Source organism: Gordonia sp. CPCC 206044, from assembly GCF_048537895.1.
GTDB lineage: Bacteria > Actinomycetota > Actinomycetes > Mycobacteriales > Mycobacteriaceae > Gordonia.
Window position 1 is genome coordinate 204,433 of sequence record NZ_JBCLVL010000010.1, and the last position, 23,220, is coordinate 227,652.

The 23,220-nt window shown below is 64.3% G+C and carries 15 protein-coding genes; 1 reads left to right on the forward strand and 14 read right to left on the reverse strand.

Features of this window, described 5'->3' with window-relative positions; all coding sequences use genetic code 11:
* Positions 1 to 317 precede the first annotated feature (317 nt).
* The 5 genes from AAFP35_RS17435 to AAFP35_RS17455 all read right to left on the reverse strand — a co-directional run bounded on the left by AAFP35_RS17435 (position 318) and on the right by AAFP35_RS17455 (position 5,338).
* Positions 318 to 1,628: a hypothetical protein gene (locus tag AAFP35_RS17435; protein ID WP_419222892.1), complete on the reverse strand. Its 1,311-nt coding sequence runs from the start codon at positions 1,626 to 1,628 to the stop codon at positions 318 to 320.
* A 981-nt stretch (positions 1,629 to 2,609) separates the two neighbouring features.
* The gene (locus tag AAFP35_RS17440; protein WP_419222893.1) at positions 2,610 to 2,918 is read right to left on the reverse strand and encodes a hypothetical protein; all 309 of its coding nucleotides are present in this window, start codon (positions 2,916 to 2,918) and stop codon (positions 2,610 to 2,612) included.
* 43 nt (positions 2,919 to 2,961) lie between these two features.
* Positions 2,962 to 3,474, reverse strand: coding sequence for a YbaB/EbfC family nucleoid-associated protein (locus tag AAFP35_RS17445; RefSeq protein WP_419222894.1), 513 nt, complete (start codon positions 3,472 to 3,474; stop codon positions 2,962 to 2,964).
* Between the two features lie 55 nt (positions 3,475 to 3,529).
* On the reverse strand, positions 3,530 to 4,726 hold the full coding sequence (locus AAFP35_RS17450; protein WP_419222895.1) for a hypothetical protein: 1,197 nt from the start codon (positions 4,724 to 4,726) through the stop codon (positions 3,530 to 3,532).
* Positions 4,727 to 4,807: 81 nt separating this feature from the next.
* Positions 4,808 to 5,338 carry a hypothetical protein gene (locus tag AAFP35_RS17455; RefSeq protein WP_419222896.1) on the reverse strand — a complete coding sequence of 177 codons (531 nt, stop codon included), beginning with the start codon at positions 5,336 to 5,338 and terminating at the stop codon, positions 4,808 to 4,810.
* Between the two features lie 108 nt (positions 5,339 to 5,446).
* Between AAFP35_RS17455 and AAFP35_RS17460 the strand changes: the two genes are divergently transcribed.
* Entirely contained in the window at positions 5,447 to 6,442 is a 996-nt protein-coding gene (locus tag AAFP35_RS17460; RefSeq protein WP_419222897.1) for a hypothetical protein, read from the forward strand.
* A 273-nt stretch (positions 6,443 to 6,715) separates the two neighbouring features.
* Here AAFP35_RS17460 and AAFP35_RS17465 read toward each other — a convergent pair whose 3' ends face one another.
* From AAFP35_RS17465 to AAFP35_RS17505, 9 genes are all read right to left on the reverse strand, one after another.
* A complete protein-coding gene (locus AAFP35_RS17465; RefSeq protein ID WP_419222898.1) occupies positions 6,716 to 7,594 on the reverse strand; it encodes an immunity 49 family protein in 879 nt (292 codons plus the stop codon).
* Positions 7,595 to 7,632: 38 nt separating this feature from the next.
* Entirely contained in the window at positions 7,633 to 8,010 is a 378-nt protein-coding gene (locus AAFP35_RS17470; RefSeq protein WP_419222899.1) for a hypothetical protein, read from the reverse strand.
* A gap of 1 nt (position 8,011) precedes the next feature.
* Positions 8,012 to 8,920, reverse strand: a complete 909-nt coding sequence (locus AAFP35_RS17475; RefSeq protein WP_419222900.1) for an immunity 49 family protein — start codon at positions 8,918 to 8,920, stop codon at positions 8,012 to 8,014.
* A 13-nt stretch (positions 8,921 to 8,933) separates the two neighbouring features.
* The gene (locus AAFP35_RS17480; RefSeq protein ID WP_419222901.1) at positions 8,934 to 14,264 is read right to left on the reverse strand and encodes a hypothetical protein; all 5,331 of its coding nucleotides are present in this window, start codon (positions 14,262 to 14,264) and stop codon (positions 8,934 to 8,936) included.
* A 52-nt stretch (positions 14,265 to 14,316) separates the two neighbouring features.
* Positions 14,317 to 15,165: a hypothetical protein gene (locus AAFP35_RS17485; RefSeq protein ID WP_419222902.1), complete on the reverse strand. Its 849-nt coding sequence runs from the start codon at positions 15,163 to 15,165 to the stop codon at positions 14,317 to 14,319.
* Positions 15,165 to 16,052 (reverse strand): hypothetical protein, encoded by an 888-nt coding sequence (locus AAFP35_RS17490; protein ID WP_419222903.1) that lies wholly within the window; start codon positions 16,050 to 16,052, stop codon positions 15,165 to 15,167. The genes AAFP35_RS17485 and AAFP35_RS17490 overlap by 1 nt, the downstream gene beginning before the upstream one ends.
* Entirely contained in the window at positions 16,052 to 16,918 is an 867-nt protein-coding gene (locus AAFP35_RS17495; protein ID WP_419222904.1) for a hypothetical protein, read from the reverse strand. Before AAFP35_RS17495 ends, AAFP35_RS17490 begins: the two co-directional genes overlap by 1 nt.
* 424 nt (positions 16,919 to 17,342) lie before the next feature.
* Complete coding sequence (locus AAFP35_RS17500) at positions 17,343 to 21,530, reverse strand: hypothetical protein (RefSeq protein WP_419222905.1); 4,188 nt, start codon at positions 21,528 to 21,530, stop codon at positions 17,343 to 17,345.
* A gap of 106 nt (positions 21,531 to 21,636) precedes the next feature.
* Positions 21,637 to 22,479, reverse strand: a complete 843-nt coding sequence (locus tag AAFP35_RS17505) for a hypothetical protein (protein WP_419222906.1) — start codon at positions 22,477 to 22,479, stop codon at positions 21,637 to 21,639.
* Positions 22,480 to 23,220: the final 741 nt, after the last annotated feature.

A 23,220-nucleotide genomic window follows, 5' to 3' on the forward strand; every position in this document is an offset into this window, starting at 1 on the left:
TTCTTCGACGAAGTCGACCACTGCGGTGGGCACAATGGAGGCAACCGGCCTCGATGTGCAGGCTGCTGATGACACCTCGCAGCTAACTGCCGCACTCCTTCGGCTCGCCCTTGTGCCACCTCGATCACCCAGCAGCACACCACCCTGTCGGCGCTGCCGCCGCTACGCCACCCAACGAGGACTCTGACCAGAACCCGCACGCGTGGATAATGCCCTCCGGGTGATCACGCTCCACGCAACGGATTTCGGCGCACCGGAGAAACGAATCGTCCCGCACCCAACAAGGGTGCGGGACGATTCGACTGCGTCGTAACGGGTCAGTGGCCCGGCGCGATCTCCTGCGGCCAAGTGATCTGCACGCCCGGCAGGATCTGCTTGATGTTCGGCTCGTTCTGCTTGGTCACCTTGCGCGCGTTGTCTTTCTGCTGTGCGCCGCCGGCCCCCAGAGCCTGGTACGGGGCATTCGCCTGCTCGGCCGACCAATTCGCCTTGAACCCGCCGACTTGCAGGTTCACGTCGCCGCGCTGGTTGACCACGTAATCCGCCTTGGGCAGCCCAGCCTTCGCGGCCTTCTCCGCCGGGAGGTGCAGCTCGTACTGGTTACCCTGCGGATTCGGCAGCGGCTTGGCCTTGGGCGCGTTCTTGTCGCCCTTCTTCCACGGCTCCTTCGGGTGAGCACCCGGGTCGCCCGCGCCCAGCGCGTTGGCAAGGGCGCCGCCGGCCGCACCGCCGAGCACCGCGCCGACGGTCGCTCCGGCCGCGCCTAGCCCGACAGCACCAATGGCCGCACCTGCAGCCAAGCCAATCCCTGCACCCCCAAGCGCACCGAGACCAACGATAGGGCTCACGGGTCCGCCGGTTGCGGCCACTGCCGGGCCAAATACGACAGCGTTGTAGATCGCTCCGGCGACCGCACCAACCGGCACTCCAATTACACCTCCCGCAACAGCACCTACCGCGGCCGCCGGAATGCCAAGCGCTGCAGCACCCGCCGTGCCACCGGCCATCACACCGATGATCGTCGAGGCCGCCTGTCGTGACGCCTCGTCAGCGGGCACACCCACTGAGATCAGGTTCTGCGCGATCTTCGCCTCACCGTAGGCAGACCAGGCGTTGATCGAGTTGACATTCTTGTCCGACATGCCCTGCGGGATGTCGGTGACGTAGTTGCCGACGCGAATCTTGTCGGGCGGCGGCGCGATGGGGCGCACCGGCGCCGTCGGCTTCGGCGTGCTCAATGGCTGCTGCGTCAGCGGCTGGTAGTTGGTCTCGTAGGTCGGCGCCGTGTAGTTGCTCGGCTCGACGTAGGACTGGTACGGCGCTTCTTGCGGAGGTGCCGGAAGCGTGCCCGGGCCAGGGACGTTGACCGGTGCCGCCTCAGGTGTCGGCGTGGTACCGCCCTGCTCGGGTGTTCCCGGACTCGGCGTCGGCGTGGTGCCGCCCTGCTGGGGCGCGGTATCGCTGGGGCTGGTGCCACCCTGCTCAGGGGCGGCGTGCGCGAGGCCTGCTCCCATACCCGTGGCGATCGACGCAACCAGTGCGGCCGAGGTGACCGTCTTCAGCAGCGGACCGCGTCGTGCGGCAGATGCGTGATCGCGATGCCGTGCTCGCTTCGGTGGGTGGGCCATGGCAGTTCTTCCTTTCGAATCACGCCCCCGACAAATCGCCGTGTGGTCATGAGATGATGCGCTGCGGTTGCAGCAGGTATTAGGGCGCTCCCCGTCGCCTCGATCACGCGAGTGCGAGGCCGATTGGAGGCGAAGTCAGCCGAGCGGTAAAGACGCGGCCTGGCAACGAACAGCGCCGGCAAAACGGAGGTTTGACACTGGGATCGCCTCGGCACGGTGCGACAACGCAGACCGCTCCCCCGCGGTCCGCGGCGCTCCTATACCGCTGCCGTTACCCCCGAAATACAGCATCTTGAATCCTTACCCCGACCGTTCCAAAGGACAGAGTACCGAAACAGGTAGTAATGCGATAATCGTGTCCGCTACGTGACCGACAGAGGGTTCCGACTCAGGGGACGATCGTGTACATCGAGGCACCGAAACTCTGAATCTGTCCGCGCTGTCGGATTGAAGACGTCGACACCGTCACCATCTTCAGGCCGGACCCCGTCCGAGATTCAAACGTCACAGACTCTCCCGCGCGGCGACCAAATGAGACTGGGTGGTACGCATTCGCGCCAAAACCGGCAGTCGAGTTCACGAGTGCATAGAACCGGCAGTGTGGGTCGCGTGCCCACCCGTGTCCATTGCCGGTGAACCCGAATGAACGAAGCGTGATTCGCACCACTCCCCGCTTACCCTTCGGTGCGACCATCCCGATATTGAACGAGCCGCGGCAATAGTCATGGTCACCGAAGGTGCCTACGTTCTCGCTGTATTGCGTGATCCTCGGCAACTGCGGTTCCGCATTCGACACACCCGCACCCAACAACGACAACGCGCCGACGACCACGGCCATCAGCAGCACAGACGCTCTACGCATGATTCACCCTGAGTTTCCTCGCCCCCGACGGGCGACGCGCCCATACATTAGTGGAAACGCGTGCTGTCACAAATTTGTCGTTCAGGTGACCGACAACGCGTTGGTCACCCAGGACAGGCTCAGCGGAAGTTGCTCGCGATGGCGTCTTCGGAGCCGACGAACGTCTTGGCCGCATTCTCGATGCCCTGGACGTACTGGATCATCGTGTCGATCTTCGACTCGGTCGCGTCCAGGGTCTCCTGCGATTGCGGATCGTAGCCCGACGCGTGAGTGCTACCCGGCTTGTCGGCGCCCCATGCCTGACCTTCGGCTTCGAGCCGACCACGAAGGTCGTCCCGGATGGACTTGAGGCGATCGGCGACACCGTCGAGTTGCGCGGCACCGGCTAGCAGTTGCTGCGCCTCGACCTGTGTAGTTCCACCGCTCATCGGTCATTCCCCCTGTTGGTCGGTCGTTGCCATGATCTCGCACTCACCACGCCTGGTCCAGTGGACCACGTTTGACGGGACGGGCGTCGTCGAGATCCTCGTAGTGCTCGTCGGGGTCCGCGAACGTGTCCACCGATCGCGACGGCGAGTCGGGTGGCTCGATCGACGGATCCACGGGTTCGGGCACGAAGTCGTCGAGATCCGGCAATCCCGGATACAGCTCGGACATCTTGGGCAGCTTATCCATTCGCGCCTTCATGGGCGCCATGATCTCGTCGATCTGTCGCTGTGCAGCCTGCGCGGCCTTCTGCGTCGCCTCGGTGATGTACCGGCTGAGGTTGGTGAGGCCGCCCGCCCGTTCGACGGCGTCCGGGTGGAACTTGAGTTGGATGAGGATGCCCTTGGCATTCACCCACGCGGTCGCCAAGTCATCGGTGGACGACGCACTGGCGGTGACCGCCGCCAACCGCTGCTGCAGGGTCGACATGTCGGCCTTCTGCTCGTCGAGATCCTGCAGCAACGTGTGCAGCATCTCCTTCATCTCTTCATTCGCCATGATTCGCACCCCCGGCCTGGCGTTGGGATCGGTCGGTCCACGGTGTCATTCCTGGTCACCTGCCATCGAAACGTCCGGCCACCGACAACGATACGAGCGCCGCATCGACGTCGTACCCGTGTGATCGTGGGAGCAGGGACTCGACGAGAGTGCTCGTGACGGTTCCGGTCTCCACGGCACCGACGAACGCCTCCGCGACTGCGACGAGGTTCGCCGACTGATCAGCGGAGATGGCACGGACGATGGCGTTCGCCGTGTCATCGGTGCTGGCCACCGCGGGCACAGCTCCTGCACTCGCGACTGCGTCCGGAGATTGCCCGCGGTGCCAATGTCCTCGCTCGTACCACCAGCAGAACGACAGCATTCCGGTCTCCAGACGGACGTTGAGGGTGGCGTCTCCTACCCAGATCGGCGCTCCTGCATACAGATCCGGAAGTTCCGCACCATCGATATACGTGGACTTCAGCTCGTGCGAATCGAATACCCCGCCCGACAGCACAGCTCGATCGCCGGGCAGCCGCACGAGCGTCGAACCGCTGTGGGTGGCCGCTTCGAAGACCGCGATTCCCGGGGCCATACCGGGTCCGAAACCCGGTGTCATGGAAGCGAACACCGCAGCGAGCGCGGACCACCGGGCCCACATCACGTCCAACGACGGCCATTGATCGTCCGGCGCCACATCCGAGCGTCGAGAGTGGCTCTGCTGGACAGCATGTTCGGGCGTCCGATGCTGTCGCCCTTCGTGAAAGGCGTGAGCTGCCAGCCACAGTGGTACGTCCCGGTCCGGATACGCCGCGAAGTCTGCGCGGTAGGCATCCGGTGGAAACAGGAAGTTGGCCCCGAACGGCTGCTCGGCGTGATCGACTTCGATCACCGGTGCACCGGCCTGTTGCACCGATACGGCGAGCCGCCACCACGGTCCCCGACCCGTCGACGCCGACAGGTCGCGTTGTTCGCGAACGAGTCCGAACGCTTCTTGCGACGGGGTCGTCTGGTATTCGTCTTCGGCAGTCGCGAAGATCACGAGAGCCGTCTGATGCCCGACCGTCAACGAAAATGTCGCCGCCATCGAGTGCCAGCCCGGTGGTGCATCTTTCGCCAATGCTGCCACCAGACGCTCACCGAACACGGCGTCGTCCCCGGTGGGCGTGGCACGGGACAGGTTCGGTGCACCGACGTCCATCCCCAAGCTGAAGGGGATGTCGGGCTGAGGCTCCGACGGGCCTCCCCCTCCGAGCGACGGCAAACTCATGTCGCCACCTTAGGAGAGTTCGCGGCACACCGGCAACGCCGTGTCATGCGATCGCACATGGCTCCACCTGGAGTGGGAAGGTCAGCGACCTGGCGATGACACTGGCGGCGGACGGTATCTGGAGGCGATCTGGCCGTACTCGGCGTCGAGTTGCCGGAGCAGTTGCTCGTTGCCGGGGTTCGGATCACGGTTGTACTGATCTTGCACGGAACGACGCAGTACCGACGCGCGACGTTCGAACTCGGCCCACTCGATGTGGTTCGGCTTGCGGCGCCACAGCAAGTACACGGCAGCGACCGCAGCGATCACCACCGCACCGACAATCCCTGCGACGAGGAACCCCGGCCGCGCGGGCATCTCGGCCATCACCCCCATCCGCGGTCGCCGTGGCGGCCCCCAGATGCACGATTCGCCCGTGGTGGGCCCGGACGGGGTGTCGGTGCAGCCCGTTCTCGGTCGTCCCGCGTACGCACCGAGCACGATCGCCGCCGCCCCCAGCAAAACCGTGCCGACGAGCACCTTGACCACTGTCGACGACGACGGCCGCATCTGCCAACCGACGCACGACCACATCGATGGGTGCACACCCACCGACCGCGGCGAATCGGACAAGGTCACCTCCATGCTGCGATTTCGGTCCGAACAGCTGTCGACTCAACCGGCAGGCTACCGAATGACAGCGGCACCGCCCGACGGCCCCGACGTGGCAGCATGTGCCGAATGGCAGACCCACACCAGTTCCCACCCAGGCCCGCCAGCACACATCCGGACGGCTCGCGCGCCACGACGCCGGTGAGCGTCCGCGGTACAGCACCGCCGTCTTGGAAAGGTTTCATCATCATCGGCGCGTTCAACGGGGCGGTGGCGCTCACTGCGCTCGTGTGTCTGGCCGCCGGGGTGTACGGAGGGGCGGCATTCGCCGGCGGATTCCTGGTGCTGTTCGGCGGCCCGTGCGCGGTGCAGTTCCTGGTGGCCCGCTCGCGAATCGGCAAACCGTACATCACCGCCGGTCCAGAAGGTCTGTGGGCCAACGGGTTCACACTTCGATGGGACGAGATCCGGGCTCTCGACTTCATCACTGCCTTTTCGGCCTATCGCACCCTGGACCAGCACACCACCCAGGCCACCCGCGAGAAGCGGTGCTCACTGGTGGTGACCAAGACTGCGACCGATCAGAACGGTCGACCCATTCAGATCGGTCAGACGATGCCCGTCAACCACACCCACAACTATGACGAATTCCGTTCGGCTGTCCGAGCATTTGCTCCACATATCGAGTTCTGGAGTTCGGTCAGGACTTCGCACTACGTCGCCGATCAGACCATCCGGAACGCGATGTTGCAGGAATTGTCGACAACCGGCGTCATCACGGTGCGAGACAAACGCGGCGTCCCGAAGTTCGTCCTGGATCCGGCCGGGGTGATGCTGGAGAACGGAGTTCGTCTGCCGTGGACCGACGTGGCGGGGCTGACTGCGGTGACCGATCTGCACACCACGAACTCCGGCGCCCTCGAGTACACCGAGAGCACACATCGTCTTGTTCTCGCCACCCGGTTCACCGATCCGGGCAGCGGCCGCCGCATCGATGAACGTCCGGTGTACGACCTCGACTTTCAGCCGCCGCTCGAGCAGGTCCTGCCTCTTGTTCAGCAATGGGCACCCCACCTCGGCTTTGCCGACAACCGGCAGATGGCCGCCAAACCGTCGTCGCGGTAACTGACCGACCTCCGACCTGGTGTGTTCATCGTGACCGAACACGACACAGACCGTAACAGCCGACCTCTTCGACTCGGCCAGTCATTTCGTACGTATCACAACACCAGTCATGACGAGTTCCGCTCGGCCGTCCGATCATTCGCGTCCGATGTCGAGACCTGGGCGCCGGGAGGCTGTGTCACGTATCGATCGACCCAGACGACCACGGCGCACACCCATGCGATGTGTCCGGTTCGGCTCGGCCAGTGCGCCTGCTCAGACGAATTCGTCGACCTACCAGCCCAACGAATCGGCCCAGTCCGTCGGGTACAGCAACTGCTCGGGCAGGTAGTCCGAGGTCACCCGCACGTCGTTACCGAATGTCATTGCCATGCAAGCGATGCCGAGGAGCGGCCAGGAGATGAGGCCGGCACGTACACCCGCTCGTTGCGGAGCTTCGTAGTAGCGCCGATGCTGCTCAAGCGCACCCCGCAACGACTCGTTGAACTTGTCGTCAAGCCCCTGAATCGCGTAGTAGAACGTGCGCATCTTCGGGTACACGATGCGGTCCAGGTACTGCGAGTCGGTGTTGGGAGCGTTCTCGGGTTTCGACAGCTCGATGGCGGTGGTCACCGCCGAGATGGCATGCGATGCACGCGACCATACCGCGCGCATCGCCTCCACCCATGCGAACACGTACGGGTCCGGGGTGCCGTCGACGGTGAACTCGTCGTCGGCGATCAGCATCTTGGGGGCGTTACCCATGCGGCAGATCTCCTGCTGCCACATCACCGTTTCCCACACCTGAGGTGTCGTCTCCGACGATCGACCGGTGGCCGGAATCTGATAGTCCACCGGCCCGATCGGAACTCGTACCGGAGGCCAGGATGTCGGCCCCTCCGAAGCCCAGAAGAGTCCGACACCCGATTGGCGTGCCATCGCAGCCAATTCCCGTATCCGACGGCTCGTCGGATCCACCAGCGAAAGATCCTCCACGGCGGCCACACATGTTCCCCACAGACGGCCGAGGGGTGTGGGGCCGCCCGGGCTCTCCGGTTTCTCCTCGGACCTCAGCCGTTCGAGCAGATCGGGGATGCTCGCATCCAACCGGGCGAAATCCTGGGCGATCACGTCCCGGTCGGGGATCTGATGGCGCTCCACCACCGATGTCACTGCGGGCCTCCTTCATCGGTCTTCGTGTGCATGATGGCTCACAACCCGAGCGGCTGCACCAACCGCGCCAATGCGGTGTGGTCGTCGAACACCTCGCGCAGCGGTGCCGCGTCCGGCCCCGCGGACCCACACCACACGCGTGGGAGGTGCTCGGTACGAAAGACGGTCGCCACCACGGCTGTGCATGCGCCGGTGGCGGCCACATGCCGGTTTCTGGCCGCGAGCAATCCCGACACAAGGTCCTCCCCGTAGAACTGCGCGCCGACGAACCGGCCCGTCCCCTTTTCGTAGTCGTAGAGTGCGACGTCGGCGAACCCATCGGAGAACAGTGCCACCGCAACGATGGCCTGCCACCGCGGCGTGAGACGTTCGGCGACCTCACGCATCGCGTCGGCGAGTTCGACGGCGTCGACCACGTCAGGACCGCCAGGTGTCCAGATCGGGTATCGAAGTATGTTGCGCCCATCCAGGTTCCAGCAGGATCTCCTGGAGATACGGGGACTGCACGTCGACGGAAATCCCGGTCTGGACGGCCCAGGACACCAACGCCGGAAATGCGAACGAGTGGGCCGCCATCCCCTTCGCCCATTTCGGATTGGCCGCCAGAAATGCGCTCTGCGCCTGCAACGCCGCCACAAGTCGGGCGTTGAACACACTTGCGTCCGCAGTGGCCAGAGCGAGAGTCAACTCCACGAGAGACCGGCTGACCGACGACGTGTAAGAGCGGCTGTCGGCCTCTTCGATCGTGGCCACCCAGACGTCGCCGGTGCGCTCATACGCCGTCTCCAACAACTCGACGGCCCGCTCCTTGTCTCCGCTCGCCAAGGCGCGCATTCCATCCATCCACGGCGTCTCGTGTTCACCGGACACCGACGTGAAGACACGCACCCCGTCTGCAGGCACCGACATCGCGACGTCGATGCCCTCGCGGTCTCCGGTGATCCAGCACAGCCACCACAGGTCGAGCCAGCTGTCCGCCCACAGCATCCGGGTGTGCCGCGGACGCTTGACCACTCCCGATGCCCCACCGATCTCGACCTGTAATTGCTCGCCGTCGGGCAGCAGCGCCTCGCGCACCGCATACTTTCCCGCTTCGCGAGCGAGGAGTGCGAGCCCCCGGGCCGACGGATCACCCAGTGCCGCCGCATAGGCGGCCGCCGAGGACGCGGTCCCGAACAACGACGTCAGCGTGGTGTCGCTGGTGGCGTCGCGGATCCAGCCCTTGGCCAGGCGTCTGCCCTGCTTGGGCAGGATCCGGGTGTATTCGTCACGCCAATGTTCCAGCTGGTCCGAAGCCAGACCCGGCGTCGCTTCCACGTACGTCATCGACTACCACTCCTCAACCAAGATCGAATTCCCGTCGGATCGAACCACCGAAACCATTCTGGTCCACGACCGCGTAGACGGACGAGTAGAGGATCTCGTCGGCATCCTGGATCACCGCATCGACGTCAGGGGTGATCGACTTGTCCCTGCGCAACATCGGGTCCATGTAGCCGCGAGTGCCCTGCTCATACCGCACGCCGTCCTCGACTCGCGACGAGAGGCTGCCTCCCGGCGCCTTGGCCTCCACGATCTCCACCGTGACGTCCCCGTCCGGCGACGTGATCCGGTACACCGCGTCGAACGAACCGGAGCCCTGCGGCGTGAAGCCGTCGACATCGTTCGCGAGTCGCGACAACACGCTCTCCGACGTCACCGGTTCCCAACTGCCGTCCGGGTTCAGACGTTCGACGGTCGATCCGTCGCCACCGTACTTGTTGACCATCGCGTGATCGGCAGCCACGTCGCCGAGGAACTCACCGAGACGGCCGACCTCGTTGTGCAGCGCCGGGTAATCGGCGCCGATGCCCGCGTCGTCGTTCTCCGGGTCGTTGCGCGCCGCCTCCGCCTCGTTGCGATCCTCGATGGTCTGATCGCGCTGGTCGATCATCGGTTGTGCCGCTTCACGTTCAGCGTCTGTGGCGGCGAAGGGTTCGCGACTCCCCTCGATGTAGTGCGACCGCACATAGGGCATGTCGGAGTCGAGGTAGAAGTTTCCGTGATCGTCACGCCACATGCGTGGCGCATCGGGATCGTCGCGCCCGGACCGAACCCGCCAGTCACCGGTGGACTCTCGATACTCGTAGTAGTTCTTATCGCGGTAGCCGGGATCGTTGACGTTCCGCGTTTGTTCTTCGATCCGTTCGGCGCGATCCAGGTTCTGCTGGGCTTGTTCCTCGCGCTTGGGATCTCCGCTACGCTGCGCTTCCTCCAGTTCCGCACGGGCCTGCGCGGTCCGTTCAGCCGCTTTGTCGACCGGATGCTTGTACTCGCCGGTGTTGTCGGGGCCGTTGCGGTCCCCGCCGGGCACCGGTTCACCGGCGTCGTTCGAATCCGTCTCGGCCTCGTCGCGACTCGGTTGTCCGGTCGAATCGTCGGCGGCTCGGTCATCGGCGCCGGGCCGCTGCGTCGAATCCTGCTCTGGCTCCGGCCGACCGGTCGTCGAAGCGTCGTCGACGGCGGCCGGACGAGTCGCGTCATGCTCATCGAGGAGGTTGAACGGCACCGAATGCGTATCGGGTTCTTCAGGTTTCGACTTCTGACCTGGCGGTTCACCATCGTCACGGGGCCGCGAGCCGTCGGGCGGACCTTGACCATCCGACTCAGAAGCGTCGTCGCGGGAGCGCGCCCCGATGCGCGAATCAGGTCCTCGTTCGCCCGGCAGACGATCTCGACCAAGGGTCGCCGGATCGTGGTTGATCGGGTGTACCGGGTTTCCGTCCGGGTCGAACGACATCGCCCACGAACGATGCCCGAAATCGTCGGGCAGCGGCATCTCGGTCCGCGCGTGCGGCGGACCGTCGACGAGCACGACCTCACCGTCCCTGTTGATCGCCGTGTACGCGTGTGCACCAACCGGTCTCGGTTGTCCGTCCGGCGACGTCGAGATCGGCGAGTGCTCGGACACCACAACTGCCGCAGAACCGTCGCCGAGCTCGAGAAGGCGCTCCCGAAGGGCAGACGGGTCGGTCGGACGCAGCTCGCCGCCGCCCCGCGCTTCCAGGTCCCGACCGCTCATTCCCTCCGGACCCGAGGGCTCCCCGTCCATCGAATCGATCGGGCGACCGAAGTGATCACCAAGTGCCGAAAGGGAATCCGAACCGCAGTTGTTGGCCGGATCGTCCGTGTAGTCCGTAGCTCGCGTAGAGGATTGGATATCAGGTTCACCCAAGTCAGCATCTCCGAGTGGCTCGCTCGGATCTGCATCCCTCTCATGCACTGAGGGCAGTCCACTGTCTGACGATGAAGTGTCGTGAGATTGCGATTGAGCGCCCAACCCACCCGAATCGAGATTCGGGTCAGGCGATACTGCGGTCCATTCCCCATTCTCGAGTCGCGCAACAGTTTCAGAAGTACCGTCAGCGTTCACCCGTTTGAACTCGGCACCGTCGACAAACCTGGACCCACCGGCGGCTTGATACTCGGGAGTCAGGACTCGCTCACTGCCGGGGAACCCTACCCCAGTGTGCGGTGGATCGCCCCATTGAAGCGAGCTGGACAACGGATCCACCACCATCGGGGGGCCCGAACGCCGATTATGTTCGTCGATCAAATGTTGATCGAGAGTGTTCAGTTCGCTTGTCTCTGGATCCAACAGTCCGTCGATTACGAAGACATGGTCGCCTGCATCAGGTCTGGTAAACGGACTTTCGTGGTAGTCCAGTCGGAGTCCTTCGACAATCTGGCCCGACGATCGCATGACCGCCGATACATCGGAGACAACTGATACACACCCGCCGACGCTTCCCGGCGAGAACGGCGGGGTAAATGGGGTTCCGTGTCGAACCTGATTCACAATCGCGTCAAGTTGGGGGCCGCTGACGACCTTGCGGACCGGGTCAGTCGCAAGGGTAGGCGGTGGCACCGCGTCCCGCATCCCCATCAAGACATCGATCTCAGCATCGCCCATGCGCTCGAGATGGTCACGTCCTGCGCCAGTCTCCGCAATGCGATGAAGAAGATCTCGAACCTCTAATGGCTGAAATCCGTTTCGGGACGCCGCTTCTTCCAGCAGCGCCGGCACATCGGGCCGCGGCGACTTCCCCCCGCTCCCTGTCGAATCTGGTCCGTTCGGTGGAGACCCGCCATCACCTGCGTCTCCAGTATTCTCATAGGCCTGAGATTTTCCGTGGTCATTTGCGCCATCGTGCGTGCCGCGAGCAGCACGTTCTGCATCCAACCGAGCTCGAGTCTGAGTCACGTTGTCGCGGAAACCCGCAGAAGCTGTGCGCGCACCGTCTGGATACGTCAGAAGAAGCGCCGATTCGTCGCCGAGTCCGGACACTTTGTCATTTTCATCCGATCGATCGTCGATACGACGTGAGGCCGCCGAAGAATCCGCCCGGTCTCCGGTCGGCTCCGCCCTGTCATGGACCGGCACAGCCGAGTCCGATTTTTCACCGTCGCTCGAGTGATCCGTGGATGACCTTTCAACACCGCTGTCGACGTCGTCGCCCTTGGGGGAGTCAGACTCGTTCTTGCCGGTCGATTCGTCTGGGCGAGTGGGACCGTCCGACTGGTCACGACGAGACGTGTCGGTCGCGTTGTCACTCGCCGAGTCCGTCTCCTGAGGCGTCCGATGGGACGGCCCAACGGACTCGTCTTCGACACTTGCCGGTCGATGGGGCGCGCTCGCTTCTTCAGGCGCCTTGGGCGACGAATGTTCAGCGGCGGCCCGATCTGAATGCCCTGGTGCGCGTTCAGGTGCCGGACGCCCTGGCGAGTGTTCGACCGGCCTGGAGGACGATTCGAATCCAGCGGGCCTCCTCGCCGCAGTCTCGGTCCGAGGAGAAGTGGCGTCGGGCCGGTGCTGCGCCCCATCCGGCCGCGCGCCACCATCAGTTCGGGGCGACGGGCGATCAGCGGCCGTCTGGTTCTTGCCCGGCCCCGAGTCCGTGGCACGGCTGTCAGGGCTCGAGGTGGCATGCTGTTGTGTGCCAGACGCATTAGAGGGTGACGTGTCGGCGTTTACCGGAGAGTGGGTCGCGCTCGGAGCGGAAGTGTTTGGTGTACTTTGCGTTGCCGGGGACGCGGCCGCCTGCCCTGCCGATTGTGGCGTCGTGGCGCCTGGGGATGTGGTCTGCCCGGCGGATTGCGGTGTGGTGGCACCCGGTTCGTTCCGGGGCTGCCCGTCGGGTGTAGCGGATGGGGCGGACGAGGCGTCATCTGACCCCGCCGGTGACGGTGTCTCATCAGACGGCACATCACCGCGGTTCTGCCCTCCGTCGTTCGGGTGCTGCTGCCCTCCCTCCGGTCTCGAGTCGGTGGTGGGCGCAGTGTCCGACGTCGACGGTTCGGGACCAGCCTCGGTCGTCGAGACATCGGAGGTAGGCGCCGGTGTCGAGTCCGGAGTTTGCGGCGGCGATGCTTCCGGCGTCTGGGCAGGCTGGGGCGATGTCTCCGAGGAATTGTTGGCGGGCGCCTGTTCGGATTGCGGAGAGTCCGCCACCGGCGCCTCCGAGGGAGCCTCGGGCGACGACGAGGGCGCCTCCGAATCATGTTGTCCTGCTTGAGTACCGCTATTTGGATCTCCGGATCCATCGGAGGGACTTGCTCCCCCGTTTGCATCCGGCGCGGGCGCAGGGGTTGGCTGCCCCTCGGGTGACGCCGCGGATTCCCCTGCGGCGTCGGGGTTGGTGTCTGCCGCGTCCGTCGAGCCGTCACCGTTCGGGGACGGCTGGTTTCCGTCCCCTGAGCTCGGCCCATCACCTGCGTCTGGCCGCTTGCCCGGGCCGGCCGTCAGACCGCCGGAAAGTCCGCCTCCGACAAGAGTTTTGGGATCGAACTTGTCACCGTAGATGAGTGAGCCTGCTGCTCCTGCGCCAGCGGCATTTACGACGCCGTCTGTCGCTCCGACCACAGACCGAGAAGCCCATCTGGTCCCCTGGCCGGCGATGTCATCGATCTGACGGCCGGCCAGTTTGCCGATGCCCTTTTCTGCCAACCCTCCAGCCAAACCCCCGGCTGCGCCGCCGATCGCCGAGGTCACCAGAGTCTTGGAAAACTGTCCGGAATCGAACTCTTTACGTCCTCCGGCTGCGATCTGATAGCCCTGGATTGCAGCATCTTGGAGGCCGGCGAGCGCTGCATTGGTGACCGCCGCCTGCACTGCCCTGAGAAGAACTCGCTTGCTCACCTCGGACGTGATCTTCTGGATCAGCAGCCGAAGACCTTCCCGAACTGCCACTTGCGCGATGAGTTCCGCAATGCCGATCTCTGCGAGTGACGCACCGAGCGTTGGCACCGCCATAGCGATAGCCCAGGCGATTTGCGCCGCCGTCAGCGCTAGCGTCACATAGAAAGAGATCTTCGTGTACTCGATATTGGTGGCGCTGGCATCGGACATATCGGCAGCGGCCGTGGCAGCCTCGGCCATCTTCTCGGGCGATAGATCGCCGTTCAGAAGTTGCTGGAACACCTCCGAGAGTGCATCGGCAGTGGTGCCGTCCAGGTTCAGTTGGACAGATTGTGCTGCGGCTTGCAGTTCGGGCGCCAGGTCTTCGATGCTGGAGGCAGCATCATTCCAGGCGGTGGCGATCCGCCGAAGCGAATCTTCGTCGCCCTCAGGCCATTCCATACCGATGATGACACCGAGCCATGCCAGCTCACTGGGGAAACCGATAGTCACGGTCGATCACTTCCCCACGCGTCAGTACCGGTCGTCTGCCCCCAACCCATCGTCAGCCCTGCCGCGTTGCGTGCAGCCGCTTGAACAGCTGATTCGTCAGCTCCAACTCAGCCTTACGAAACTCCGTCGAATTCGACGACCGCCACACCACCCCATCGTCAGCCACATACCAAATGGCCCACCCCATACGAACATCCAACGGATCATCAGACACCGGAGGCACAGCCCACACCCGCCACCCATCACGCAACCGATCCGCCTGCAACCGATCCACCGGATATGAGCCCATATCCTCGCCGGCAACGCGCTCCCGCACCAACGCCAACGCATCCTCACCAGGCAACCACGGAGACGAATCCACCGAATCAACCCACACTCGGATCTGGTCATCCAACCGCGACCGCACCGGCGGGGGAACATCAAAAGGCGTGACCAGCAACATCACCCGCGCCATCTCAGACGGGCGCACTTCCGCAGCGATCCACTCTCGGTCCATGTAATTGATTCCCGGCATCCGAAAAAACTCTTCCGGCTGGGGACACGGCTCACTCTCCGGATAACCACGCTCGATCATCAGCGAAATATGAAGGGTGGCAACCCTTCTTGTATCGTCAATCTTGGCGATCTTCCAGACACGGTTCTTCCAGGTGCAGTAGGTCCCGACAGTACAGAGCGCAGAGAGAGCATCCGAATCAACTACCCGGGTCGCGATAAACTTGAAACTCTCTGGCGTCTCCGTGAAACCCTCCGGAACATCTTCGCCGGCACGGACACCTAGTATGACTTTCTCAGGCCACGGGTGACCCATATCTGCCCAGTACCACCGGCCGTCGAACAGCCCGTACAGGCCATTGGCGTACAGCGTCGAACTATCTAGTGGCACCGTAGGTCCCGCAACCATCACCGCGCTCCCTCGTTAGGTGTCAAACCACCGACGTCGGCCATCTGCCGGGTACCGTGCAATCGCTTGTGCAGCTGATTCGTCAACTCCAACTCAGCCTTACGAAACTCCGTCGAGTTCGACGACCGCCACACCACCCCATCATCAGCCACATACCAAACAACCCGCCCCACACGAACATCCAACGGATCATCAGACACCGGAGGCACAGCCCACACCCGCCACCCATCACGCAACCGATCCGCCTGCAACCGCTCCACCGGATACGAACCCGCATCCTCACCGGCAACACGCTCACGCACCAACGCCAACGCATCCTCACCAGGCAACCACGGAGACGAATCCACCGAATCCACCCACACCTGTACTTCGCCATCTAATATCGGCTTGGCAGGCGGAGGAACCTCAAACGGGGTAACCAGAAGCATCACCCGCGCCATCTCGGCCGGCCGCACCTGCGCAGAGATCCAGTCATCGTCGCGATAGTTGATACCAGGCATTCGCCGAAACTCAGGCAGCCGTGGGCGCGGCTCGAATTCGGGATACCCTCCTCGCAAGTATTGTGCGATCGTCAGTGTGGCCACCCGGGTCGACGCGTCAATCTTGGCAATGGCCCAAACGCGGTTCTTCCACGTACAAAAAGTCTCGACTGCGCACAATGCCGAAAGTTCTGCAGTCTCCACCTCGCGCGTCGCGATAAACTTGAAGTTGCTGGGCGTCTCGGTAAATCCCGACGGAATCGGTTCCCCTGCACGTACACCCACAACAACTCTCTCCGGCCACGGCCTACCCGTGTCAGCCCAGAACCACTGCCCCTTATACAGCACATACAAGCCATCGGCGTAGAGCATCGAACCATCCAACGGCACAACCGGCCCAGCGACCATCAGCGCACCTCCTCCGCACCCACACGACGCGAAGCGTGGAGTCGTTTGAACAGCTGATTCGTCAGCTCCAACTCAGCCTTACGAAACTCCGTCGAGTTCGATGACCGCCACACCACCCCATCATCAGCGACATACCAAATGGCCCACCCCATACGAACATCCAACGGATCATCCGACGCCGGCGGCACCGCCCACACACGCCAGCCATCGCGCAACCGATCCGCCTGCAACCGCTCCACCGGATACGAACCCGCATCCTCACCGGCAACACGCTCACGCACCAGGGCCAACGCATCCTCAGCAGGCAACCACGGAGACGAATCCACCGAATCCACCCACACTTGGAGTCTTTCCTCGACGCGTGAATGGATCGGTGGTGGAACATCAAACGGGTTCACCAAGTACATCACCCGTGCCATCTCGGCCGGACGAACCTCAGCGGCGAACTGTTCACGATCGATGTAGTTGATTCCGGGCATGCCCCGGAACTGCACCGACTGCGGCCAGGGCTCCGATTCCGGATACCCTCCCTTCAACGACGTGGCGATTGTCAGCGTTGCGACTCGCCTTGTCTCATCGATCTTCGCAATGTTCCACACCCGGTTCTTCCAGGTGCAATACGTGTTTACGCTGCACACGGCCGACAGCTCGCCAGCATCAACCGTTCGGGTTGCGATGAACTTAAAATGATTTGGTGTCTCAGCGAACCCTTCTGGAATCGCTTCACCGTTGCGGACTCCCACGACAACGTCTTTCGGCCATGAGCGCCCCATCTCCGCCCAGAACCAGCGGCCCTCATACAGCACATACAAGCCGTTGGCGTAGAGCGTCGAACCATCCAACGGCACTAGCGGGCCAGCCGTCATCAGCACACCGCCCTGACAACTCTGCCAACTGCCGCTCTTCGAAACCCCAACGCCCTGGCCCGGCGGGTTGGTCGCCGACCGCAAGTCGCGGCATTCAGGCCAGAAGAACTTGACATAATGCAGGGTCGGTTAGCAGGCGGCACACCAGACGATGGCGCGAGTACTTCCGCGGCCATACGTACCCCCTGATCAATCTGATCCACGCGGTGCTTGCCCCTCAGAGCCGGCGTCATCGGAGGCCGACGTTCTCGCTTGGACAGAGTACCGATGAAACGGGCTTACGAACGCATGAGACCACCCCGGGTGGTCCATCCAGATGACTTCGACCCGCACCGTCTATGCACGTCGCAGCCATTCCTGGTGGCCGCCGACAACACGGCGCCGGACAATCGCAGCGAGTGCTATGCGAGCCCCGGGGCGACCCTCAGCTGTCGGTGGGGCTCCCATCCGGTCCGAACGTGATCGCCCAGGCCCGCTGATCGAACGCACCCGGCAGGGATCGCTCAACGCGCTCGCCTGACGGCCCGGAGACCGCGACGAGGGCACCATTGCGGTTCAGCACCGCCTTCACATCTGCGCCGCCCTCAGTCGCAAGCACCAGTAGCGCACCAGACCGATCGCCCAACAACGTGAGACTTTCACGCAACGATACAGCGCAGGTGCTCCGGAACTCGCCGCCTGCAGCCTCCTGAAGCTCGCGAACGGTCATTCCATCGAGCCCGGACGTGTCGTCGGGGCTCGAGAGTCGCTCCCATGCGTAGTGCTCGTCGAACACTGCGATCGCATCGGACCCACTCGTGTTCGCTCGGTCCTCGACAGTGTGGTGAGGCGGTACTGCCGGCGGAGTCGGCGCCCCGATGAAGATCGGGCCGTTTGCGATGTGTGTCGGTTGATCCAGTCCGCGACCGTCAGGATGATCGGCGGAGAACTCGGCCGCGGCATCTTCGGTGAGCTCCTCGTGCACCGGATCCGCGCCGTTCGCGTCGCGGACTGCCCGGATTCGTGCGTCGCGCGCCGCATCGAGTCGAGCCCGCGTCTGCGTGGTCTCTCGACCGATCTGCGAACCGTCCGACCACGCCGCGTGATGATTGAGCAGGAGTAGACCTGTTGCGTCGGCGTTGGTCGCGGCGTCGCCACCCAAGAGTGCCTGGTCGTCAGGGACGTCGAGCGACGGACCATCGGCCCCATCGACCTCGAGCCCACGGCCAAGACTCTCCGACAGGTTCCCCACAGCATGCCCCGGCAAGGAATCCGGCCTACCCCCTGGCTCGTCGGTGTCTTGCGTGTCGCGCGGTTCAGGATCGGTGACGTGTTCATCGCTGCCGTGGCGGCCGGTGCCCTCGTCGGAACCGGGAGGTGTCTCCGGGCTGTCTGGCTTCGGCGGCGTATCGCCGCCTCTCGGCGGTGGCAACTCCTCCGCGGGCGCGTCGCGGGGGGCCAGGGGATCAGGCGGCCCGTCATGCGGATGGAGTTCGGGCACCTTCGGAATGTCCACAGTCGGTGGTGTGGGCGGCGGTGTCGGGACAGGCCGCTCCAGAATCGGTTGCGCATCCGTCGAATCACCTATCCGGGAACCTGATTCAGGCCCCACCGGCCGCCGTAACGCCGGGTCTGCTCGACCCGGAGCATCATGACGGACTGCCGGTTCCGCTCGATGTGGTGCATCGTTGCGCATACCGCCGTCCGCTCTGGGCGTCGAGCGCGAATCCACATCGGGTGTCCGTTGCGTCGAGGAACCGCCATCTCCCCCAAGTGAATCAGGTCGCATAGCGTGGGGCGGCGGCGAGATGTGGGCCTGCGCCGGAGGCGCTGTGGTCGCCCCGGGTGTCACGGCATGTGGAGGCGCCGCCGCTGGGGCATCCACCGTCAGTCCGCCTCCCATCGACACCTGTGCGGTCGACAAGGGTGCCGTCGCGGCGGGCGTCACCGTGATCGGTTGACCTGCCGACATGGGCGTCGTTGCGGCCGTGACCGACGCCTGAGTCGATTGACCCGCCGATTGGGGCACCGTCGCACCAGGGTCGTGGGCTGCGGGACCCGGTTCCGATACGGTCGGCGCCTCGAATGAACCCGGGTCGTCGGAACCGGGCGCTTCGGCCACAGGGCCTCCGGCACTGTCCTGCGCTGACGGCACACCGGCTTCTGCCGATGCGTCAGGTGCCGGCGACTCGTCGGGTCGCGGCTCGGGTTCGCTGGGCTCAGGATGTGGCGAACCGGGGTGATCTGGTTCCGGGGCATCCGGATCCGACTGCGCGGCGGATGGCTGAGGTGGTGGATTCGTGTCCGGCGCCGGGGGACTGTCGTCGGGGGTGGCCGGGGGCACCGACTCGTCCGAATCAGTACCGGAGGTCTCGTCATCAGAATCATCTCCGGAGCTGCCCTCGGACGGCGCGTCTGATTCTGGATCGGGTGAATCGCCACTGCTTTCGGATTCGTCGTGATCAGGGAGGCCGTCAGCTGACTCCGACTTCGTCGGGTCGGAAGGGTCCGTGGTGTCGGTGGCTTCACCAGACTCACCCGGCCAGTCGGTGGTGTCAACCCCGTCGGCACCTTCGCCAGATTCGTCCAGAAGGTCGGAAGGGTCGGCGGTATCGGCGGTGTCGGTGGATTCGCCGGACTGACCCGGCAGGTCGGAACCGTCGGCAGCCTCGGTGCCTTCACCGTTTTCGGTCGTCGGCGAATCAGCGGCCGTACTGGGAGTTTCGGCGTCTGCTCTCTCGCCGCTCGTTGCCGTCGGCTCGCCTGCCGTCTCGTCAGCGGTGTCCGCGCCGGGCACGGTGGCCGCCTGGTCGGTCGACGAACCCTCTGCTCCCGCCGTCGACCGCTCATCGGTGGTGGCATCGGGTTGGGGCGATTCCGACCCCCTGCCGGAATCTGGTTCGGTCACCGGCACACTTGCCGCTGGTGCTCGGTCGGCAATGCTCGAATCACCTTCGTGTGCATCGGCCTTCGCCGACTCCAGCTCTTCTGAAGCCGTCGAGTTCGATCCTTCACCGGCGACGGCCGTGTACGTGTCCTCGACCTGCGGGGCGGCACCACGCCCGTTGCCCGAATCCACGTCGTCGGAGTGTGTTTCGGGCGACCGCGCGTCACTGTCCGCATTGCGGTCCGGTGTCGACGTCGACGGTTCACCCCTGGGCGTGGTCGATGGCGACTGCTCGGGTTCCGCAGCCGGCTCGGTTATCGCTCCCGAATCATTGTGGTCGCCAGGAGCATTCGTCGAGTCCGACGAGGGTTGGACCGACCCACTATCCACCGGATCCGCGTCGAGTGAATGTGATTGCTCACCCGACGCTGCAGATCCTGCATCCTGCGCGCGCTCTGGTGAATCTTGCGTTGTGTCAGCGGAATCAGAACTCTCCCCCGGTGACGACGAGTCGCTTCGGCCCTGTTCGGTGGAACTCGATGGTGTCGGGTACTCGGCGAGCGACCGATCTCCCGCGGCCGGAGGTTCCTCGCCGCCGCCCGGGGAGGTTGTTGGCGCGTCAGTCGCGGAGGTCGGCGCGTCCATCGGACCCGATCCGCCCTCTGTCGACGGAGACACCGATGCCGCCGAGGACTGTTGGCCAACCTGCGGCCCACCTGGCGAATCGGCGGAAGTGGCCGACGATGGTGTCGCGCTGCGGACGCTGGCATCGTCAGATGGTGACGGCGGGGACTGGGTCGGTCCCGCACCACCGGTTTCCGATGTGCTCGAGTGGTCGGCATCCCCTGCTCGGCCGGTCGCGGGGGCAGCGTCGTCGCGGGTGCTCGCGCCTCGGCGACCTGATCCGGAACTCGCTGCACCGGCGGCCATTCCCCCGAGAATCGTCTTCGGATTGAAAGGGTCGCCGTACTTCTGATTCGCGTAGACGCCGGAGGCCGTCGCGCTGGTACCGCCGTTGACCGCTCCCGCTGCCATGCTGACACCGACGCGCTTGCCGGCACCGAGGTCGTCCACGGACCGTCCGAGCGCCTTGGAAACCCCGGATTCGACGACTTGCCCGGCCGCGCCGCCGGCGGCACCTCCGACCGCCTGTGTCGACACATCTTTGAGGAATCGCTCGGAATCGAAGCCTTTCCGGCCACCGGCCGCGATCTGATAAGCCTGAATTCCTGCGCTCTGCATCGACGCAATCGCGGCATTCGTCATCGCTCCCTTGACGGCACCAAGGACCAGCCCGTTGCCGACGACCGCGGCGATCCGTTCCACCAGCTGCTGCAGGCCTAACCGGGCAGCAAGTTTGCCGAGCTCTTCGGCGGCGACCGCCGTTGCCATCGACGCACCCGCTGTTGCGGGGGCCATCGCCAATGCCCAGGCGATCTGCGCCGCGGTGACGGCCATCATCACGTAGAACGAGATCTTCGTGTATTCCACGTCGGTGGCGGTGGAGTTCGACATGTTCGCCGCGTGACGGGCGGCCGCGGCGATCTTGTCCGGAGACTGCTCGCCATCGAGTAACTCGTTGAACGCCGCGGTCAGTGCGTCATTCGTGGCGCCAGACATGTTCTGGCGCACCACACCCGCTGCGGCCACCAACGCGGGGCGAAGACTCTCGACGGCGCTCGCCGCGTCGTCCCATGCCGCGCCGATGCGGCGCAGCGAATCCTCGTCGCCCTCTGGCCATTCCACACCGATGATGAAACCTACCCAAGCAAGCTCGCTCGGAAACCCAATGGTCACAGGGCATCACGTCCCACCCGAGTAGATCGTCGCCTGCCTGCCGTTACGATCATCTTCACCGCAGGACCAGCTGCAATCGTTCGCTCAGTTCACGAGTCATTCGTATCGATGCCGCGTCGAACTCGGTCGATGTCGACGACCGCCACATCACACCGTCGTCGGCCACGTACCAAACGGCCCACCCCACCCGCATGTCCAGTGGATCTGCCGGCGGTGGCGGCGGCGCCCACACGCGCCAACCGTCTCGCAGCCGGTTCGCCCGGATCGACTCCACCGGGTAGGAACCCGTCTCCTGCCCGACCAGCGACTCGCGTACCAACCGCAGCGCCTCGGTCCGGGGTAACCACGGTGATGCCGGGGCCGAACGCGGCCACACCTGAATGTCGTCGTCCAGCAGCGGCGCGACCGGCAAGGGAACCTCGAACGGCGTCACCAGGAGCATTACGTTCGCCATCTCGTCGGGTCGAACGGTGACCGTGATCTGATCTCTGTCGCGGTACTCCACCCCCGGCCAGGACCAGAAGTCGGCAGGCTCGGGACGCTGGTCGTGCTGCGGGTACCCACGTACGGTGGTCGCAATCTGCAGGGTCACCAGACGAGTCGTGTCGTCGATCTTGGTGATGGACCATGCGCGGTTCTTCCACGTACAGCGCGCCTCCACCCAGCACAACGCCGCGAGGTCTGCGGTCGTGAATGATTTGGTGGCAACGTACTTTCGACGATCCTGCGCTTTGACGAACCCGTCCGGAACAACCTCGCCTGCACGCACACCAGCAACGACATCCCGCGGCCAACGACCACCTTGCTCGGCCGAGAACCAGCGATCCGAGATGAGTACGTACAGGCCACTGGCATAGATCGACGAATCATCGAGCGGCACAACCGGTCCCGCAGCCATCTGGTTCCCCCACCCCGAAGCTCGTGACGGACCGCTTCAATCCGCCGCAGCCGCCAACGTCAGAACACGATTCTCATCACCGATCAGGCTTGGCGTCCAGTAGGCGATCTCGACGTCGATCAGCCGAATGACCTGGTCATCGGCCCAGCACATGCCGGGCGGATACACGTGCAGCAACGGCTGTCGCGTCCCGCTCTAGGCGAAGATTCCCCCCACGCCCAGCCGTGCGGCATTTGGATGAGCGCGGCGAGCGGCTGTGAACTGCGGAAGTGTTCGGCCAGTATCCGGTACTGCCATTCTAAAATCTTCCCCGACGAAAGCGGCTTAACAATCGCGAACCGGCAGTCACCTCGGGGCGGAACTGCGCACAAGTTCCGCCCATTCCTTCAAAAATCTGCAATTATCCGGCGGGTCCGTCGGCCTCCGGCGATTAATAGTCAGCCAGACCGTCCCAAAGCTGGCGCCCCACGCAAGGTCACAACGGTCGGCAACATCGACGTCGTTAACCGAGTATGCGATCGCCTTCTTTCCATTTGCCGTCGTATGTTCAAAGACGGAAAAGTACTTCCGAGACTTTATCTCGTCAAACGAGTATGGCGTCGAGTACACGATTCCGCCATATGTACCTCCACGCCATGACGGAGTAGCACATTGGCACGACTCGGCGACCTGGTCTGGCTAGCTGTACTGACCTGCCAGGTTGGGTACGCGGCTGACGGGTGAGTTGCCTCGCAGTGCGGT

Excerpts from the sequence above, each read along its gene's own strand:
- AAFP35_RS17435 (WP_419222892.1), bottom strand. The coding sequence starts at position 1,628 with ATGGCCCACCCACCGAAGCGAGCACGGCATCGCGATCACGCATCTGCC.
- AAFP35_RS17440 (WP_419222893.1), bottom strand. The coding sequence starts at position 2,918 with ATGAGCGGTGGAACTACACAGGTCGAGGCGCAGCAACTGCTAGCCGGT.
- AAFP35_RS17445 (WP_419222894.1), bottom strand. The coding sequence starts at position 3,474 with ATGGCGAATGAAGAGATGAAGGAGATGCTGCACACGTTGCTGCAGGAT.
- AAFP35_RS17450 (WP_419222895.1), bottom strand. The coding sequence starts at position 4,726 with ATGAGTTTGCCGTCGCTCGGAGGGGGAGGCCCGTCGGAGCCTCAGCCC.
- AAFP35_RS17460 (WP_419222897.1), top strand. The coding sequence starts at position 5,447 with ATGGCAGACCCACACCAGTTCCCACCCAGGCCCGCCAGCACACATCCG.
- AAFP35_RS17475 (WP_419222900.1), bottom strand. The coding sequence starts at position 8,920 with ATGACGTACGTGGAAGCGACGCCGGGTCTGGCTTCGGACCAGCTGGAA.
- AAFP35_RS17485 (WP_419222902.1), bottom strand. The coding sequence starts at position 15,165 with ATGGTTGCGGGACCTACGGTGCCACTAGATAGTTCGACGCTGTACGCC.
- AAFP35_RS17490 (WP_419222903.1), bottom strand. The coding sequence starts at position 16,052 with ATGGTCGCTGGGCCGGTTGTGCCGTTGGATGGTTCGATGCTCTACGCC.
- AAFP35_RS17495 (WP_419222904.1), bottom strand. The coding sequence starts at position 16,918 with ATGACGGCTGGCCCGCTAGTGCCGTTGGATGGTTCGACGCTCTACGCC.
- AAFP35_RS17505 (WP_419222906.1), bottom strand. The coding sequence starts at position 22,479 with ATGGCTGCGGGACCGGTTGTGCCGCTCGATGATTCGTCGATCTATGCC.